The sequence below is a fragment of the Kitasatospora sp. NBC_00039 genome (assembly GCF_045160625.1).
Lineage (GTDB): Bacteria > Actinomycetota > Actinomycetes > Streptomycetales > Streptomycetaceae > Kitasatospora.
Genome location: NZ_CP108289.1, coordinates 2,256,101 through 2,271,384, shown reverse-complemented (window position 1 = coordinate 2,271,384; position 15,284 = coordinate 2,256,101). Strand labels below are relative to the sequence as shown.

15 protein-coding genes are annotated in these 15,284 nt (G+C 76.0%); 9 read left to right on the top strand and 6 right to left on the bottom strand.

The genetic code is table 11. The features are described 5' to 3' along the window. Window positions 1-26 precede the first annotated feature (26 nt). Complete coding sequence (locus OG286_RS10200) at window positions 27-470, bottom strand: protein phosphatase (RefSeq protein WP_405362146.1); 444 nt, start codon at window positions 468-470, stop codon at window positions 27-29. 463 nt (window positions 471-933) lie between these two features. On the opposite strand from OG286_RS10200, the gene OG286_RS10195 reads away from it, so the two are divergent. Continuing rightward, complete coding sequence (locus OG286_RS10195) at window positions 934-1,311, top strand: peptidoglycan-binding protein (RefSeq protein WP_405362148.1); 378 nt, start codon at window positions 934-936, stop codon at window positions 1,309-1,311. A gap of 88 nt (window positions 1,312-1,399) precedes the next feature. On the opposite strand, the gene OG286_RS10190 is transcribed toward OG286_RS10195, so the two are convergent. Continuing rightward, the gene (locus OG286_RS10190; protein WP_405365083.1) at window positions 1,400-2,740 is read right to left on the bottom strand and encodes a LuxR C-terminal-related transcriptional regulator; all 1,341 of its coding nucleotides are present in this window, start codon (window positions 2,738-2,740) and stop codon (window positions 1,400-1,402) included. 154 nt (window positions 2,741-2,894) lie between these two features. Here OG286_RS10190 and OG286_RS10185 point away from each other — a divergent pair, with 154 nt between their 5' ends. The 6 genes from OG286_RS10185 to OG286_RS10160 all read left to right on the top strand — a co-directional run bounded on the left by OG286_RS10185 (window position 2,895) and on the right by OG286_RS10160 (window position 8,794). After that, a complete protein-coding gene (locus tag OG286_RS10185) occupies window positions 2,895-3,824 on the top strand; it encodes an NADP-dependent oxidoreductase (protein ID WP_396319729.1) in 930 nt (309 codons plus the stop codon). A gap of 140 nt (window positions 3,825-3,964) precedes the next feature. Continuing rightward, window positions 3,965-4,903: an ABC transporter ATP-binding protein gene (locus tag OG286_RS10180; RefSeq protein WP_396319730.1), complete on the top strand. Its 939-nt coding sequence runs from the start codon at window positions 3,965-3,967 to the stop codon at window positions 4,901-4,903. Next, window positions 4,900-5,733, top strand: coding sequence for an ABC transporter permease (locus OG286_RS10175; RefSeq protein ID WP_405365081.1), 834 nt, complete (start codon window positions 4,900-4,902; stop codon window positions 5,731-5,733). Before OG286_RS10180 ends, OG286_RS10175 begins: the two co-directional genes overlap by 4 nt. Window positions 5,734-5,875: 142 nt before the next feature. Then, window positions 5,876-7,165 (top strand): sensor histidine kinase, encoded by a 1,290-nt coding sequence (locus tag OG286_RS10170; protein WP_405366044.1) that lies wholly within the window; start codon window positions 5,876-5,878, stop codon window positions 7,163-7,165. Continuing rightward, entirely contained in the window at window positions 7,155-7,844 is a 690-nt protein-coding gene (locus OG286_RS10165) for a response regulator (protein WP_405362156.1), read from the top strand. The genes OG286_RS10170 and OG286_RS10165 overlap by 11 nt, the downstream gene beginning before the upstream one ends. A 164-nt stretch (window positions 7,845-8,008) precedes the next feature. Then, on the top strand, window positions 8,009-8,794 hold the full coding sequence (locus OG286_RS10160; protein ID WP_405362158.1) for an SDR family NAD(P)-dependent oxidoreductase: 786 nt from the start codon (window positions 8,009-8,011) through the stop codon (window positions 8,792-8,794). A 42-nt stretch (window positions 8,795-8,836) separates the two neighbouring features. Here the strand turns inward: OG286_RS10160 and OG286_RS10155 are convergent, their stop codons facing one another. The 4 genes from OG286_RS10155 to OG286_RS10140 are packed head-to-tail and all read right to left on the bottom strand — an operon-like array spanning window position 8,837 to window position 13,085. Next, window positions 8,837-9,508 (bottom strand): ATP-binding cassette domain-containing protein, encoded by a 672-nt coding sequence (locus tag OG286_RS10155; RefSeq protein ID WP_405362160.1) that lies wholly within the window; start codon window positions 9,506-9,508, stop codon window positions 8,837-8,839. Then, window positions 9,505-10,287, bottom strand: coding sequence for an ABC transporter ATP-binding protein (locus OG286_RS10150; RefSeq protein WP_405362162.1), 783 nt, complete (start codon window positions 10,285-10,287; stop codon window positions 9,505-9,507). The genes OG286_RS10155 and OG286_RS10150 overlap by 4 nt, the downstream gene beginning before the upstream one ends. Further along, complete coding sequence (locus OG286_RS10145) at window positions 10,284-12,287, bottom strand: ABC transporter permease subunit (protein WP_405362164.1); 2,004 nt, start codon at window positions 12,285-12,287, stop codon at window positions 10,284-10,286. Before OG286_RS10145 ends, OG286_RS10150 begins: the two co-directional genes overlap by 4 nt. A gap of 9 nt (window positions 12,288-12,296) precedes the next feature. Continuing rightward, entirely contained in the window at window positions 12,297-13,085 is a 789-nt protein-coding gene (locus tag OG286_RS10140; protein ID WP_396319737.1) for a hypothetical protein, read from the bottom strand. A gap of 169 nt (window positions 13,086-13,254) precedes the next feature. On the opposite strand from OG286_RS10140, the gene OG286_RS10135 reads away from it, so the two are divergent. Both OG286_RS10135 and OG286_RS10130 read left to right on the top strand, forming a co-directional pair. Further along, window positions 13,255-13,881 carry a hypothetical protein gene (locus OG286_RS10135; RefSeq protein WP_396319738.1) on the top strand — a complete coding sequence of 209 codons (627 nt, stop codon included), beginning with the start codon at window positions 13,255-13,257 and terminating at the stop codon, window positions 13,879-13,881. Next, the gene (locus OG286_RS10130) at window positions 13,872-15,278 is read left to right on the top strand and encodes an ABC transporter substrate-binding protein (RefSeq protein WP_405362166.1); all 1,407 of its coding nucleotides are present in this window, start codon (window positions 13,872-13,874) and stop codon (window positions 15,276-15,278) included. Before OG286_RS10135 ends, OG286_RS10130 begins: the two co-directional genes overlap by 10 nt. Window positions 15,279-15,284: the final 6 nt, after the last annotated feature.

Sequence of the window (15,284 nt, the reverse complement as noted above, 5' to 3'; positions counted from 1 at the left end):
CCCGGGCCTGTCCGTGAACGCGCGCGTTACCCGAACCGCCCCACGAACCGCCGCTGCCACGGCGTCTCCACCGCGTGCCGGTCGTAGTGCTCCCGCACGTACGCCACCGCCTCGCCGGCCGGCACCCCGTCCAGGACCGCCAGGCAGGCGAGGGCCGTGCCCGTCCGGCCGCGGCCGCCGGCGCAGGCGAGCTCGACCCGTTCGGCGGTCGACCGCTCCCACGCCTCCCGCAGGGCCGCGGCGGCCTCGGTGCGGTCGGCGGGCAGCCTGAAATCCGGCCAGCGGAGCCACCTGGTCTCCCACGGGAAGGCCGCGGGCCGCCGGCCCAACAGGTAGAAGCCGACATCGGGCCGCAGGCCCGGCGGCACCGGCCGGAGCAGGCCGCGCCCCCGCACCAGCCGGCCGGACGGCAGGTGCAGCACGCCGGGGGTGGTCGGTTCCCAGAGCTCGGAGGCGGCGGAGGCGGTCATGGGCCGAGCCTACGCCGCGGATGCCGACAGAGCCCGGCCGGTCGGACGGGCAGCGCGCGCAGTCGGGGGCGGGTTCCGGAGGCCTGCCTCCGGTCCGGGGAGCGGAGTGTCGCATACGAAAGGTCTCAAGGATTCCGTTCGGGAGGGGCTGTCAGGTTGCTGAAGCGCACCGTCTCAGGAGGAAGGGAACACCCCAGACTGGGCGGGAGGAGTCAGCACGCGACTCGGGCTGGGGCTCGTGCCCGGTGACAACGGGGTCGTTCGGAAGACGTACTTCAGCCCTGGGTACGACATCGTGGGTCCCCAACCCGAGATCCTTCGCCTCCACGTCGACTCCTGACGCCCACCGGTCCCCGGTGGTCGACTCACCCGCGTCGACTCGTGCAGGACGTTCCAGGAACGTCGGGCCCGACGCGGGACAACCCGTCAACCATGCGATCCGTCAGAACGAGGAGTTTTGGAAATGCAGAAGAACTGGGCCCTTCGGGCTGCCGCCCTCACCGTGGGCGCCGGCGCGGTCCTGGGACTGACCGCCGGCTCGGCCAACGCCGCCGGACTGATCCAGCTGGGCGACAGTGGCCGGGCGGTCACCTGCGTCCAGCAGGCCCTGAACTACGAGAACTCGGCCGGCCTCCAGGTCGATGGCCGGTTCGGCCAGTCCACCTACGATGCCGTGATCAACTTCCAGGCCAGGCAACTGCTGGCGAAGACCGGCAAGGTCGACGTGAGGACCGGGGAGAACATCCTGGGGGAGGTCTACAACGACTACTTCTTCTACCAGAAGGGATCGCCGACCCTGCGCGCCTGGCTCGGCGAGTGCACCTACCTGATGCCGAGCTGACCACCCGGCGCCGCTAGGACGGCCGGGTAGACACCCACGGGGGTGGTTTCACGGCGTGCGCACGCCGTGAAACCACCCCCGTGGGTGTCTAGGACGCCGCGTACAGCGCCGTCGAGGCGGGCATGCCGGCGCGGTGGGCCAGGGCGGCGGCCTCGCCGCGCGAGGTGACGCCCAACTTGGCCAGGATGTTGGCCACATGGAACTTCACCGTGGACTCGCTGATGTGCAGGGTCAGTGCGATCTCCCGGTTGCGGCGGCCCTGGGCGAGCTGGTCGAGGACCTCCAACTCCCGCGGCTGGAGCCCCTCCAGAGGGTCCGTGGCGGCGGGCGCGGCGGACACGGTCAGCGGCAGGTCGACGGTGACGGTCGTGCCCCAGCCGGGGACGGCGTCGACGGTCAGGTGGCCGGCCAGGGCCGCGATCCGGTCGGTGGTGCGGTGGACGGCGAGCGCGTCGGCGGCCAGCAGGCCGGGGCCGTCGTCGCGGACCACGGCCCGGACGGTGTCCGCCACGAACTGCCAACTCACGTGCAGGCGCGTCAGGTTGTCCTGCTCCAGCATGGTGAGCACGGTGGAGCGGACGGCGGCCCGGGCCGTGTGCGCGGTGTCGGCGGGGACGGAACGGTCCCCCGCCGCCGGGGGCAGCAGGTCCAGCCGGACGGGGCTGTGCCGCAGCAGGGGGCGCAGCTCGTCGGCGAGCCGGGCGAACGCGGTGGCGGCGGGCTCCTCGCTCAGCTCCCGGTCGAGGTCGGCGCCCGCACGCAGGCCGAGCAGGGCGTCGACGGCGAGTTCGGTGGCGCTGCGGCGGGCGGTGGCGTCGTCCAGGGCGGCGGAGCGCAGCGGGGCGAGGATCGCGGTGAGGGCGGAGGCGTGGGCGCCGCTCAGTTCGGCGATCGCCCGGGCCCGGGCGCCGGCCGAGGCGCGGGAGGCGGCCGCGTGCACGGGGGCGGCGTCGGTGGCGCGGTGGTGGGAGTGGGTGGTGACCAGCTCCCACAGCTGCTGGAGGACGGCGAGCGGCTGCGCGGGCAGCGGTCCGGCGCTCTCCCGGACCAGCACCAGCAGGGCGCCGTTGCTGCCGGCCGGCGCCGAGGCGACCGCCACGGCCGGCCGGAGCCGGCCCGCGAGCACCGCCTCGCCCTGCCACGGGTGGCCGGGCTCCACCGCCTCCGCGAGCCGGGCCAGCTCCAGGCTGGTGATCCCTCCGGCCAGGTCGGCGGCGCCGAAGACGTTGGTGGGGGAGTACGTGCAGACGCCGCTGAGCTGGGCGATCGCGGTGTGCGGGACGAGGTCGGCGAGGATCTCGGAGAGCCGCGGCAGGATGGCCGGCCGGGGGGTGCGCAGCACCTCGACGGCCCGCGCCAGCGCGTCCTCGGGCCGCTCCCACGGCCGGGCCCCGGACGGATCCCCGCTGTCGTGCACGTGTTCCACCATGCCGTCCAGCCTAGTTGGGCCGGCCGGCCGGCCGCCTGGCCGTTCGGACAGGTCGAACCGGCCGAACGGCGGGCCGGTGATCGGCCGCCGGCCCGCCAGGCTGGACCCGTCACCACGACGAACCTCCCGAGACACCAGGAACGGTGGGATTTCCATGACCAAGGCCATCGGCTTCTCCGAGTACGGCGGCGCGGACGTGCTGCGCCCGATCGAGATCGACCTGCCCGCCCCCGGCCCGGGCCAGGTGCGGATCGCCGTCCGCACCGCGGGCGTCAACCCGCTCGACCACAAGCTGCGCAACGGCGCGCTGACCCAGCTCTTCCCGCTGACGCTCCCACACGTCACCGGCTCCGAGGTGGCGGGCGTCGTGGAGGCGGTCGGCGAGGGCGTGACCGCATGGCAGGCCGGTGACGAGGTGTTCGGCCTGATCCTCGGCGGCGGGTACGCCGAACACACGCTGGGGGAGGCCGGCAAGCTGGTCCGCAAGCCGGCCACGCTGAGCTGGGAGGAGGCCGCGGCGATCCCGGTGGCGGCCGAGACGGCCTGGCGCTCGCTGGACCTGCTGGGCGTCAAAAGCGGCCAGACGCTGCTGGTGCACGGCGCGGCCGGCGGCGTCGGCACGGTGCTGCTGCAGTTCGCCCGCTCGCGCGGGATCCGGGTGATCGGCACCGCGAGCGAGGCCAACCACGCGCACCTGCGCGAGCTGGGCGCGATACCGGTGGCGTACGGGGACGGGCTGGCCGAGCGGGTGCGGGCCGTCGCCCCGGAGGGCGTGGACAAGGTGCTGGACGCGGCCGGGCAGGGCGGCGTCCTGCCGTTCTCGATCGAGCTGGTGGGCGGCGCCGAGCACGTGCTGACCATCGCCGACTGGGAGGGTGCGGCCACGTACGGGGTGCGGTTCAGCGGGGGCACGGAGGCGGTCGAGTACCACGGCCCGGCGCTGGCCGGCGCCGTCGCGCTGCACGAGGCGGGCACTCTGCGGCTGCCGCTGCACCGGGTGTTCCCGCTGGCGGAGGCGGCGCAGGCGCAGCAGGAGAGCGAGCGCGGGCACCTGCGGGGCAAGATCGTCCTCGCGGTCGGCTGAGCGCAGCCGAGGGGTGCCGCGCCGCTGAGGGGTGGCCCGGCGCCTTCGGCACCCGCATCAACCGATCGGTTGATGCGGGTGCCCCGGGTCGAGCGGATCGGCGGATGCCGCCCGTCCCGGCCGCTCGCGAAGCTGGACCCATGAAACCTTCCGGCAGTCCAGCGCCGCCCGCCTCGGGCCCCGTCATCGAGGTGACCGGCCTTCAGAAGTCCTACGCGGGGCGCCCGGTGGTCGACGGCGTCTCCTTCTCCGTCGCCGAGGGCGAGATCTTCGGTCTGCTCGGCCCCAACGGTGCCGGCAAGACCACCGTGGTCGAGTGCGTGGCCGGGCTGCGCGTTCCCGACGGCGGCACCGTGCGCGTGGCCGGGCTCGACCCGCGTGCCGACCGCGCGGAGACCACCCGGGTCCTCGGCGTCCAGCTCCAGGAGAGCGAACTCCAGCCCAAGCTGACCGTCCGCGAGGCCCTGCAGCTGTACGCCGCCTGCTACCCCGACCCCGCCGACTGGCGGTCGCTGGCCGGGCGGCTGAACCTCACCTCCCGGCTGTCCACCCGGTTCGCGGACCTCAGCGGCGGGCAGAAGCAGCGGCTGTTCATCGCGCTGGCGCTGATCGGCCGGCCGCGCGTGGTCGTCCTGGACGAGCTGACCACCGGGCTCGACCCGCAGGCCCGGCGCGCCACCTGGGAGCTGGTCGAGTCGGTCCGGGAGGGCGGGGTCACCGTCCTGCTGGTCACCCACTTCATGGAGGAGGCGCAGCGCCTCTGCGACCGCATCGCCGTCGTCGACCGGGGGCGGATCGTCGCGCTGGACACCCCGGCCGGGCTGATCGGCCGCTCCGCCGGGGCCAGGGTCGTCTCCTTCCGGCCCTCGGTGCCGCCGGCCGAGGCCGACCTCGCCGCGCTGCCCGGGCTCGTCTCCGTCGTGTCCGAGGAGGGCCGGCTCACGCTGGCCGGGACCGACGAGACCGTCGACGCCGTCCTCACCCTGCTCGCCCGCAACCGCATCACCGCCCATGAACTGCGCGTCACCGACGCCACCCTGGAGGACGCGTTCATCGACCTGACCGGAGCCGAGTCATGACCGCCGCCCGCACGCCGTCCACGCCGTCCACATCCGGGTCGTCCGGGTCGTCCGGGTCGTCCACGCCGTCCGCCCGGACCGCCCACCGGCGCGGGCCGGCCGCCGCGGTCCTCGCCGCCGAGGCGCGGCTCTTCCTGCGGGAGCCGGCCGGCGTCTTCTGGATCCTGGTGTTCCCCACCCTGCTGCTCGTGATCCTCGGTTCGATCCCCGCCTTCCGCGACGTCAAGGAGTCGCTCGGCGGCATCAGGACGGTCGACGCCTACGGGCAGGTGTCCGTACTCATCGCGCTGCTCACGGCCGCCGTGGCGGCCATGCCACCGGTGATCACCGGCTACCGGGAGCGCGGCATCCTGCGCCGGATGTCGACCACCCCGGTCCGCCCGGGCGCGCTGCTCGGCGCGCAGATCGTCCTGCACGGCGCGGCCGCGCTGGTGTCGGCCGCGCTGTCGCTGGCGGTGGGCCGGATCGTCTTCGACGTGGCGCTGCCGCGGCAGCCGCTCGGCTACCTGCTCGCCCTGGTGCTCGCCGCTCTCGGCGCGCTGGCCCTCGGCGCGGTGATCTCCGCGCTCTCCCGGACCTCGAAGATCGCCAACGGGGTCGGCACCGGGGTCTACTTCCCGATGATGTTCTGCGTGGGCACCTGGGTGCCGGTGCAGGCGATGCCGGACGCGCTCGCCCGGGTGGTCGGCTGGACGCCGTTCGGCGCCGCCGCCGAGGCGTTCGGCGAGGCGTCGGCGGGGTCCTGGCCGGGCTTCGGGCACCTGGGCGTGCTCGCGGTCTGGGTGGTGGCGCTGCTGGTGGCGGCCGCCCGCTGGTTCCGGTGGGAGTGACCCCGTGGTGATCGGCCTCGTGCAGACTGGGCGGGTGACCATTGCGTACGGGGGGGCCGGCGGGGACGCGGCCGACAGGGGCGGGCCCGGCGGGATCGCCGTCGGGGGTGGTGCGCCCGGCAGCGACCGGGGCGGGAGCGACGTGGCGCGGACGGGGGCCGAGAACGCCGCGAGGACTGGCACCACCGTCGAGCGGCGGTGGGCGGTGTTCCACCGCTGGGGCTCGTTCGCCCTGCTCGGCGCGGGCCTGCTGTTCTCGACGGCCACCTCCCGGCTGTTCGGGATGGACGGGCCCCGGTGGGCGGCCGTCGGAGCGCTCGCCGCCGCGGCCGTCGTGCTGCAACTGTGGTGGCTCGCGGCGGCCCGCGACCGCCCCGGCCCGTCCGCCCGCAGCGCCGTGTACTACGGGGTCCGCTGGGCACTGGCCTTCGCGCTGACCTGGCTGAACCCGTTCTTCGCCACCTACGCGACCGCCGGCTACTACGACGCGGAGCGGCTCCTGCCGCGACGCCTGCGCTGGCCCGGCATGGTCGCCACCGCGGTGACCCTGGCGGGCTCCCAGTCCGGCGGGTTCCCGCCGCGCGGCACGACGGGGATGGTCGTCTTCGGCGGGCTGCTCACCGTGCACCTCGTGCTGCTGGTCGTGCTCAGCCGCGTCGCCGCCCAGGAGGCCGAACGGGCCCGCGTCCAGGCCGCCGCCATCGAGGAGCTGGCCCGGGCCAACACCGCGCTCCAGCAGGCGCTGGCGGAGAACGCCGCCCTGCACGCCCAACTGCTCGTCCAGGCGCGGGAGGCCGGGGTCGCCGACGAGCGCACCCGGATGGCCGCCGAGATCCACGACACGATCGCGCAGGGCCTGGCCGGGATCGTCACGCAGCTCCAGGCCGGCGCCACCACCCCCGACCCGGCGGCGGCCCGCGAGCACCTGGACCGCGCCGCCGACCTCGCCCGCCTCAGCCTCGGCGAGGCCCGGCGTTCCGTCCGCAACCTCTCGCCGGCGGCGCTGGAGCACGACACGCTGCCCGGGGCGCTGCGCAAGACGGTCGCCGAGTGGCGCGAACGGACGGGGGTGCAGGCCGAGTTCACCGTCACCGGCACGGTGGAGGAGCTGCACGGCGAGATCGCCGCCACGCTGCTGCGGATCGCCCAGGAGGCGCTCGCCAACGCCGCCCGGCACGCCCGGGCGACCCGCCTCGGCCTCACCCTCTCCTTCATCGACGACGAGGTCGTCCTGGACGTCCGGGACGACGGCCGGGGCTTCGACCCGCTCGCCCTGCCGGCCGCCTCCGCGCGCGCCGGTACCGGCGGCTTCGGCCTGGCCGGCATGCGGGCCCGGGCCGAACGCATCGCCGGCTCGGTCACCGTCGAGTCCGAACCCGGCTTCGGGACGGCGATCTCGGCTCGCGTACCGTTGGTGCGCCATGAGCGCTGACGTGATCACCCTGCTCCTCGTCGACGACCACCCCGTCGTCCGCGACGGCCTGCGCGGCATGTTCGCCGCCGACCCCGGGTTCCGGGTGCTGGGCGAGGCATCGAGCGGCCCCGAGGCCGTGGCCTGCGTCGCCGCCCTCGACCCCGACGTCGTCCTGATGGACCTGCGGATGCCGGGCGGCGGCGGGGTCGAGGCGATCACCGAGCTCACCCGCCTGGGCGCGCGGGCCCGCGTCCTCGTCCTCACCACGTACGACACGGACGCCGACACCCTGCCCGCCATCGAGGCGGGCGCCACCGGCTACCTGCTGAAGGACGCGCCGCGCGACGAACTGTTCACCGCGGTGCGGGCCGCGGCCGAGGGGCGCACCGTGCTCTCCCCGGCGGTCGCCTCCCGGCTGGTCGCCGCGGTGCGCACCCCGGCGGCCCGCGGCGAGGCCGTACGCGGCGAGACTGCCCGCGGCCGGGAGCAGACCGGGGCGGACACCCCGCTGTCGACGCGCGAGCGCGAGGTGCTGGCCCTGGTGGCCAAGGGCACCTCGAACCGGGAGATCGCCCGGCTGCTCTTCGTCAGCGAGGCCACGGTGAAGACCCATCTCACCCACATCTACGCCAAGCTGGGCGCGGCCGACCGTGCGGCGGCGGTGGCCCAGGCGTACGAGCGGGGCATCCTGGGTTAGCTCCTGTCCGGCCGATCCCGCCGGGCGCGCGATCGACCGGACGCGGCCGTTCAGCGGTGCCCTCGGCGCCGGGTGCGCCCCGCGGACGCCGGGGCGGCCGGCCGCGAACGCCGGACCCCTTGGCCTCCCGGCATTCTGACGCAGCGTCGGTAGAGTCCGGTGCCATGACCGATGTGAGCGAATTCCCGTACGGGGGCCGGCTGGCCGGCAAGGTGTGCGTGGTGACGGGCGCGGCCAGCGGCATCGGCCGCGCGGTGGCCGAACGCTTCGCCCGGGAGGGTGCGTCGGTCGTCGCGACCGACGTGGACGCGGACGGCCTGCGACGGCTGGCGGAGCAACTCCCGGAGGCCGTCAGCACGGTGGTCGGCGACGTCTCCCGGGACGACGACGCCCGCCGGATGGTCGCCGCCGCCGTCGACCGGCACGGCCGTCTGGACGTCCTGGTGGCCAACGCGGGCGTGATCCCGCTGATGGAGATCACCGAGGCGAGCGCCGAGGACTGGGACCAGGTGATGGCCGTCGACGGCCGCGGCATGTTCCTCACCTGCAAGTACGCGGTGGAGGCGATGGCGGCGCCCCGCGGGCAGGGCGGCGCGATCGTCTGCGTCTCGTCCATCTCCGGCGAGGCCGGCCAGCGCGGCCAGGCCGTCTACGGGCCCGCCAAGTTCGTCGCGTCCGGCCTGACCAAGCACCTCGCCGTCGAGTGGGCCGACCGGGGCATCCGGGTCAATGCGGTGGCCCCCGGGACCATCACCACCGAGCGCGTCCGCCGTCTCCAGGACGAGCCTGGCGGCCCCGAGTACCTCGCCGCGATCGAGAAGCTCCACCCGATGGGGCGGCTCGGTGCCCCGGCCGAGGTGGCCGCCGCCGTGCTCTTCCTGGCCTCCGACGACGCCTCCTTCGTCACCGGCGTGGTCCTCCCGGTGGACGGTGGCTACCTGGCTCAGTAGGCCGTCGGCGGCCCGTCGGGGTGTGCGGTTCCGGCTCGGCGATCACCGGGCTCCGGCCGGACGCTCTCTCAACTCGGCGGGCTCCCCGGAGAAGGCGACCTCGCCCCGGTGCAGCACGTGGACGACGGCCGCCCCGGCCAGGCCGCGGGGGAGCGACCGCGCGGTCAGCACCACCGCCCGGCCCTCGGCTCCGGCGGTGGCGAGCAGGTGCGCGTGCAGCCGGGCCGCGACGGCGGGCGCCAGGCCCTGGTCCGGCTCGTCCAGCAGGAGCAGGCGCGGTCGCGTGGCCAACGCCCGGGCCACGGCGACCAGTTGCTGCTGACCTCCGGAGAGTGCCCCGGCCCGGCGGGGTAGCAGGGCGGACAGCTCGGGGAAGAGCGCGAGTGCCTCCCCGGCGGAGGAACCGCCCAGCTCCAGGTGCTCGGCCACCGTGAGCGAGGCGAACACCGCCCGATCGGCCGGCACCAGCGCCAGCCCCAGCCGCACCCGCCGGTGCACGCCCAGCGCCGTGACGTCCCGGCCCTGCCAGGTCACCCGCCCGGCGGCCAGCGGGGCCAGGCCGGCCAGGGCGTGCAGCGCACTGGTCCGCCCGGAGCCGTTGCGGCCGAGCAGGACGGTGACCGCGCCGGCGGGGAAGGCGAGGTCCACACCGTGCAGGGCCTCCAGCGGGCCGTAGCGGACCCGGGCGGCGTGCAGGGCGGCCTCGACGGTCACGGCCGCCCCGTCCCCGCGGCGGCGCCGCCCCAGGCCCGGGCCACCCGCGGGTCGTCCAGGACCTCGGCCACCGGGCCGCGCGCCATCACCCGGCCGCCGGCCATCACGTAGACGCGGTCGGCGAGTTCACGGACCAGGTCGGGATCGTGCTCGACCAGCAGCAGCGCCGTGCCCCGGTCGGCCAGACCGCGCAGGACGGAGACCAGCCGGGCGGTCTGCGCGGTGTCCAGACCGGCGGCCGGCTCGTCCAGCAGCAGGACGTGCGGACCGCCCGCCAGTGCGCGGGCCAGCTCCACCAGGCGCAGCACCCCGGTGGGCTGGTCGCCGGCCGGCTGCGCCGCGACGCCCTGCAGGCCGAACAGGGCGAGGGCCCGGGCGGTCGCGGCGTCCACCGCGCCGGCGTCCGGGCGGCGGCCGCGTCGCTGCTCGGCGCCGATCCGGACGTTGTCCGCCACCGTGAGGGTCGGGAAGACGGCGATCTGCTGGAACGTCCGGGCCAGCCCGAGCCGGACCCGGGCGTGCGCGGGCACCCGGGTGACGTCCCGGCCGCCGAGGACCACCCGCCCGGCGTCCGGGCGGACCGTCCCGGCCAGGCAGTCGAACAGGGTGCTCTTCCCGGCGCCGTTCGGCCCGATCAGCGCGGTGACCCGCCCCGCCGGCGCGGTCAGGTCCACCCCGGCGACGGCCTCGATCCCGCCGTAGCGGCGCACCACGCCCCGCGCGGTCAGCCGGACCGGGCCGGTGCCCGTCCGGTGGACGGCGGTGCCCCGCCGGCTCACGGCGGTACCTCCCCGGAGCCTGCGGCCCGCCGGGCGGCGATCAGGACACGGGTCCGGAGCCCCGTCGCGGTGAGGCGGACCGGTGGGAGCGCCGGGGGCGGCGGCACCGGGCGGCGGCGCGGCAGCCGGTCGGCCAGGCCCGCGAGGCCGCCTGGCAGCCGGCCGATCGCCGCCGCCAGCACACCGACAGCGACCGCCGACACCCCGGTCACCGTGCCCGCGTCCAGGCCGATCAGCAGCGCGGCGGCCAGCACCGCCCCGAGGGCGCTGTCCGCGCCGGCCACCACCACCGCGGCGAACCAGAGCAGCCCGAGCACCGGGTCGAACGACGCCGGGTCGAAGGCCCGCCCGGCGAGCCCCATCAGCCCGCCGCCGAGCGCCGCCAGCGCCGCGCCCACGACGAACGCGAACAGCTTCAGCCCGGGCACGTTCACGCCCGCGGCCACCGCACCCGCCTCGTGGTCGCGCATCGCCGTCAGCGCCCGGCCCGGCCGCCCGCGGTGCAGCCCGTGCACCACCAGCAGGCCGAGCGCGAGCAGCAGCAGCTCGGCCAGGTAGAAGGCCCGGTCGCCGGTCAGGAAGGAGGGCCGGTCCAGGGTCAGCCCGGTGGTCGCGTACGGCTGCTGGAAGACGAAGCGGCTCATCGCCGTCCCGACCGCGAAGGTGACCAGGGCCAGGGCCGGGCCCCGCCGCCGGATCGCGGGCCACCCGGTGAGCAGCCCGAGCGGAGCCGTCGCCAGCACGGCGAACAGCAGCGCGGGCACGGCGGGCAGGGGCGGCACGCCCGGGATCCGCCCCGACATCAGCAGCGCCGTCCCGAGCGCGCCCAGCCCCGCGTACCCGGCCTGGCCGAGCGAGATCTGCCCGCCGTACCCGGTCACCACCACGACGGAGAGCAGCACCAGGGCCAGCGCGGGCACGAGCAGGGCGCTGCGCAGGTCGCCGTCGCGGAAGCCGAGCGGCAGCAGGAGCAGCACCAGGCAGACCGCCCCGGCCGCCCGCCCGCCGCCGGTCGCCCCCCGTCGGCCCGTCCACCGGGTGGTCGGCGGCCGGCCGGTCAGCGGGGTGCGGTCGCCGCGCTCGCCGGCGATCGCGGGGCCCGCCAGCAGTGCGGTGGCGAGCAGCGCCACGACGAACAGGTTGGCCTGCACCGCCTGCACCAGCGGCAGCAGCCGGCCGGACGGCTGCAGCCTGGTCAGCTCGGACTGCGCGATCCCGAGGCCGAGGCCGGTCGCCACCGCCACCGGGATGCTGCGCAGCCGGGCCGCGACGGCGACCGCCAGGGTCTCCATCACCAGCAGCGGCAGCCCGTACGGGTCGAGCAGCAGGTAGGGCGCCAGGGCGACGCCGACCAGGCCCGCGGTGAACGAGCCGAACGCCCAGCCCGCCGCCGAGACCCGGTCGGCGTCCACCCCGGCCAGCCGGGCGAGCCGCCGGTCGTCCACGACGGCGCGCACCTGGAGGCCGAACCGGGTGAACCGGGTGACCGCGGCCACCGTCACGGCGAGCACCAGGATGGCGGCGAGCTGCGCCACGGCGTCCGGGCGCAGGGTGTGCCCGCCGGGCAGCCCGATCGGGGTGCCGCCGAACGGGGACGGCGCGCCGCTCACCGGGGCCGTGCCCCAGACCAGTACCACCACGCCGATCAGCAGGACGAACACGCCGAGCCCGGCCACCATGGTCTCGGCCGTTCCGGCCCCGCGCCGCTGCAACGGCCGGTACACCAGGACGTCCAGCAGCACCCCCAGCGCGGGTGCGACCAGCAGCAGGCAGCACGCGACGGCCGGCCAGACCGGCCAGTGCCGCACCACGACCAGGTCGCGCACCAGGTAGGCGACGAGCATGGCCTGAGCGCCCTGGGCGAGGTTGAGCACGCCGGTGGCGCGGTGGCAGACGACCAGGCCGATGCCGCTGAGCGCGGCGGCGCTGCCCACGGTGAGGCCGGCGAGCGCGAGGTCGACGGTGAGGGCGAGGGAGTCGGGGGCGGGGACGTCCGGCACGGGACCGCCTCAGCCGGCCGGCGGGGCGGCGTCGCCCGGACGGGTGGGGCCGGCCCGCCCGCCGGGCGCATCGGGTCCGCCTGGGGCATCGGGCTCCCCGGGCTCGTCGGGTGCGTCAGGCTCACCGGGCACGTCGGGCGTATCGGGCACGCCGGGCGCATCGGGTTCGCAGAGTCGGCACGGGGTGAGCCCGCGCGCCCGGACGGCGGCGGCGTCCACCGGCTCGGTGCGGGACTTGCCGGCCACCAGGGGGCAGTCCGGCCGGTGGTAGAGCGTGCCCTCGGGGACGGCCACCGCGGCGGCGCCCCTCCCGACGGTGCCGACGGCGCCCGCGGCTTCGCCCGGCGCGGCCCGGCTGCGCGCGGTGTCCTCGGGCGCGGTGTCGCCCGCCTCGGTTTCGTCCGGCGCGGTGCCGTCGGCCTCGACCAGCAGGTCGTACAGCCGCGCGACCCGTCGGCCGGTCAGGTCGGCGGCGTGGTCGTCGAGCCCCGGGGAGCCGCCGGCCGAGCGCAGGGCGACCAGGACGATGCCCGCCACGATCAGCGCCGCGCCCGGGATGGTGGACGAGGCCAGGTAGGGGATCTGCTGCTCGGCGAAGCGCTCGCCGGAGACGCCGTACCAGCCGAGCACGCAGAGGGCGGCCCCGGCGGCCGCGATGATCCAGCCGGCCCACTCGCGCGCGTCCCGGACCGTCCGCACCGCCCGCGCCGCGGGGTGCCGCGGCCCGGCGCCGTGGCGGGCGACCGGCCCCGTCCCGGCGGTGCGGGTGCTTTCGCCCCCGGATTGCGATTCGTCCATGGATCCGCCTTCATGGTGTCACCTGCGACATTTCCAGGATCGGCCTGGAACAGCATCCGGACACCGGCAGAGCGGGCCGCGTGGCGCATCCGGGTCGCGCGGCTCGCGCGGCCGGGGCAGACGGGCAGACCGTGCCCGCGCGGCGATCGCCGCAGTCGAGAGGAACACCATGCACGTGAGGCAGAGCGGCACCCGCGACACCCGCGGCACGCGTCAGGGCGGCGGCCCCGTCCTGCGGTCGGCGAGCGTGCTGCTCGCGCTGCTGCTGGCGGGCACGGTGGCCGCGTGCAGCAGCAGCACGTCCGGCTCCACGGCCTCGGGCTCGGCGTCCGCGTCGGTGTCCGCATTGGAGTCGGCGCTGGCGTCGGCGTCGGCGTCGCTCAGTGCGAGTGCCAGTGCCGGCGCGAGCGCCGGTGCCACCGCGCCCGCCGACCAGGCGACCGCCAAGAACCAGGTCACCGCCAACTGGGAGAAGTTCTTCGACCCCAGCACCCCGATCCCGGAGAAAGCGAGCCTGCTCCAGAACGGTGACGCGCTGCTCCCCGTCCTCCAGGGCTTCTCCCAGGACCCGCGGGTCGGCCAGGTGAAGGCCAAGGTGACGGACGTGACGTTCACCTCGCCGACCGGCGCCACCGTCACCTACGAGCTCTCCCTCCAGGGCACCGTGGTCGAACCGAGCGCCACCGGCCAGGCCGTGCTGGAGAACGGCACCTGGAAGGTCTCCCGCTCCACCCTGTGCGGCCTGCTCACCCAGGCCGGCGGCGCGAGCGGCACCCCGATCCCCGGATGCAGCTGACGGGCTCGCCGTCCCGCCGGGCCGCCGACGGACCCACCCGCCGGCGGCCCGCGCGCCGCGCCCTGGCGTCGCTCCTCGTGCTACCGCTCGTCCTGCTCGGCACCGCCTGCGGCACCCGGCTGCCGGAGAGCGCGTTCGGCCCCCGCCCCACCCCGGGCGGGGGCACGACGCCGGTCGGCAACCCGGCCTCCGACACCGGCGTCACCGCCGCCGAGATCAGGATCGGCATCGTGACCTCGCTGACCAGCCCGGTCGGCAGCGAGGTGTTCGCCGGCCCGCGCTACGGCGCGCAGGCCTTCGTCCAGGCCCTGAACGACCGCGGGGGCCTGCACGGGCGCACCGTCAGGCTGGTCACCTGCGACGACGGCGGCAGCGGCATCGGCAACCAGGACTGCGTGCACCGGCTGATCGACCAGGAACACGTCTTCGCCTTCGTCTCCGGCAGCGTGCTGGACTACGCCGGTGCCGGGTACGTGAGCGGCAAGGGCGTGCCGGACATCGGCGGTCAGCCGGTCGGCACGGCGTACGACCGCTGGCCGCACCTCTACGGCATCTACGGCAGCAGCGCGCCGCGCGACGGCCACGCCGTCGGCTGGAACGGGACGCTCTACCAGAGCACCGAGGTGTTCCGGTTCTTCAAGGAGCGGCTGGGCGCCGCAAGTGCCGCCGTGGTCGCCTACAACCAGGCCGACTCGGCCCGCTACGCCGCCCAGCTGAAGACCGGCCTGGAGGCGGAGGGTTACCGCGTCCTGGTGCAGACGGTCGACTTCGCGCTGCCGAACTTCCAGGCGGTGGCCGCCGCCGTCCGCGCCGACGGCTCGCAGCTCCTCTTCGACGCCATGGACACGCGCGGCAACGCGGCGCTCTGCCGGGCGCTGGACGACTCGGGGGTGACGGTCGCGGCGAAGGTGACCAACGTCCAGAACTGGTCCGAGACCGTCCGTACCGACTACCGGTCGTCACCCGGTTGCCGTAACGCGCTCTGGGCGACCTCGTCCAGCCTCAACTACGAGGACGTGGGCTACCCGGCGGTGCAGGAGTTCCGCACCGCGATGGCCCGGTACTACCCCGACCGGGAGCCGCTGCTCTCGGCCTGGGAGCTGGAGGGGTGGGCGGGCGCGCAGTGGCTCACCGACGCGATGGACTCCTGCGGCGCGGACCTCACCCGGGCCTGCGTCGAGCGGTTCATGAACCGCTCCGAGCCGTACGACGCGCACGGGTTGATCCTGCCCGCCTCCTTCGTGCCGCAGCCGCCGCCGTCCGGGCCGACCCGGGCCTGCCTGAACGCGGCCCGCTGGCAGGACGCGGCGGAGGGCGGGAAGGGCGGCTGGGTCACCCAGGTGGCGTCGATGACCACCAACTGCTTCGAGGTGCCGCAGCTGCCGTACCGGCCGTGACGCGCC

Bases quoted from the DNA above. Each gene is read 5' to 3' on its own strand.
- OG286_RS10200 (WP_405362146.1), bottom strand. From the start codon at position 470: ATGACCGCCTCCGCCGCCTCCGAGCTCTGGGAACCGACCACCCCCGGC.
- OG286_RS10195 (WP_405362148.1), top strand. From the start codon at position 934: ATGCAGAAGAACTGGGCCCTTCGGGCTGCCGCCCTCACCGTGGGCGCC.
- OG286_RS10190 (WP_405365083.1), bottom strand. From the start codon at position 2,740: ATGGTGGAACACGTGCACGACAGCGGGGATCCGTCCGGGGCCCGGCCG.
- OG286_RS10185 (WP_396319729.1), top strand. From the start codon at position 2,895: ATGACCAAGGCCATCGGCTTCTCCGAGTACGGCGGCGCGGACGTGCTG.
- OG286_RS10180 (WP_396319730.1), top strand. From the start codon at position 3,965: ATGAAACCTTCCGGCAGTCCAGCGCCGCCCGCCTCGGGCCCCGTCATC.
- OG286_RS10175 (WP_405365081.1), top strand. From the start codon at position 4,900: ATGACCGCCGCCCGCACGCCGTCCACGCCGTCCACATCCGGGTCGTCC.
- OG286_RS10165 (WP_405362156.1), top strand. From the start codon at position 7,155: ATGAGCGCTGACGTGATCACCCTGCTCCTCGTCGACGACCACCCCGTC.
- OG286_RS10160 (WP_405362158.1), top strand. From the start codon at position 8,009: ATGACCGATGTGAGCGAATTCCCGTACGGGGGCCGGCTGGCCGGCAAG.
- OG286_RS10140 (WP_396319737.1), bottom strand. From the start codon at position 13,085: ATGGACGAATCGCAATCCGGGGGCGAAAGCACCCGCACCGCCGGGACG.
- OG286_RS10135 (WP_396319738.1), top strand. From the start codon at position 13,255: ATGCACGTGAGGCAGAGCGGCACCCGCGACACCCGCGGCACGCGTCAG.
- OG286_RS10130 (WP_405362166.1), top strand. From the start codon at position 13,872: ATGCAGCTGACGGGCTCGCCGTCCCGCCGGGCCGCCGACGGACCCACC.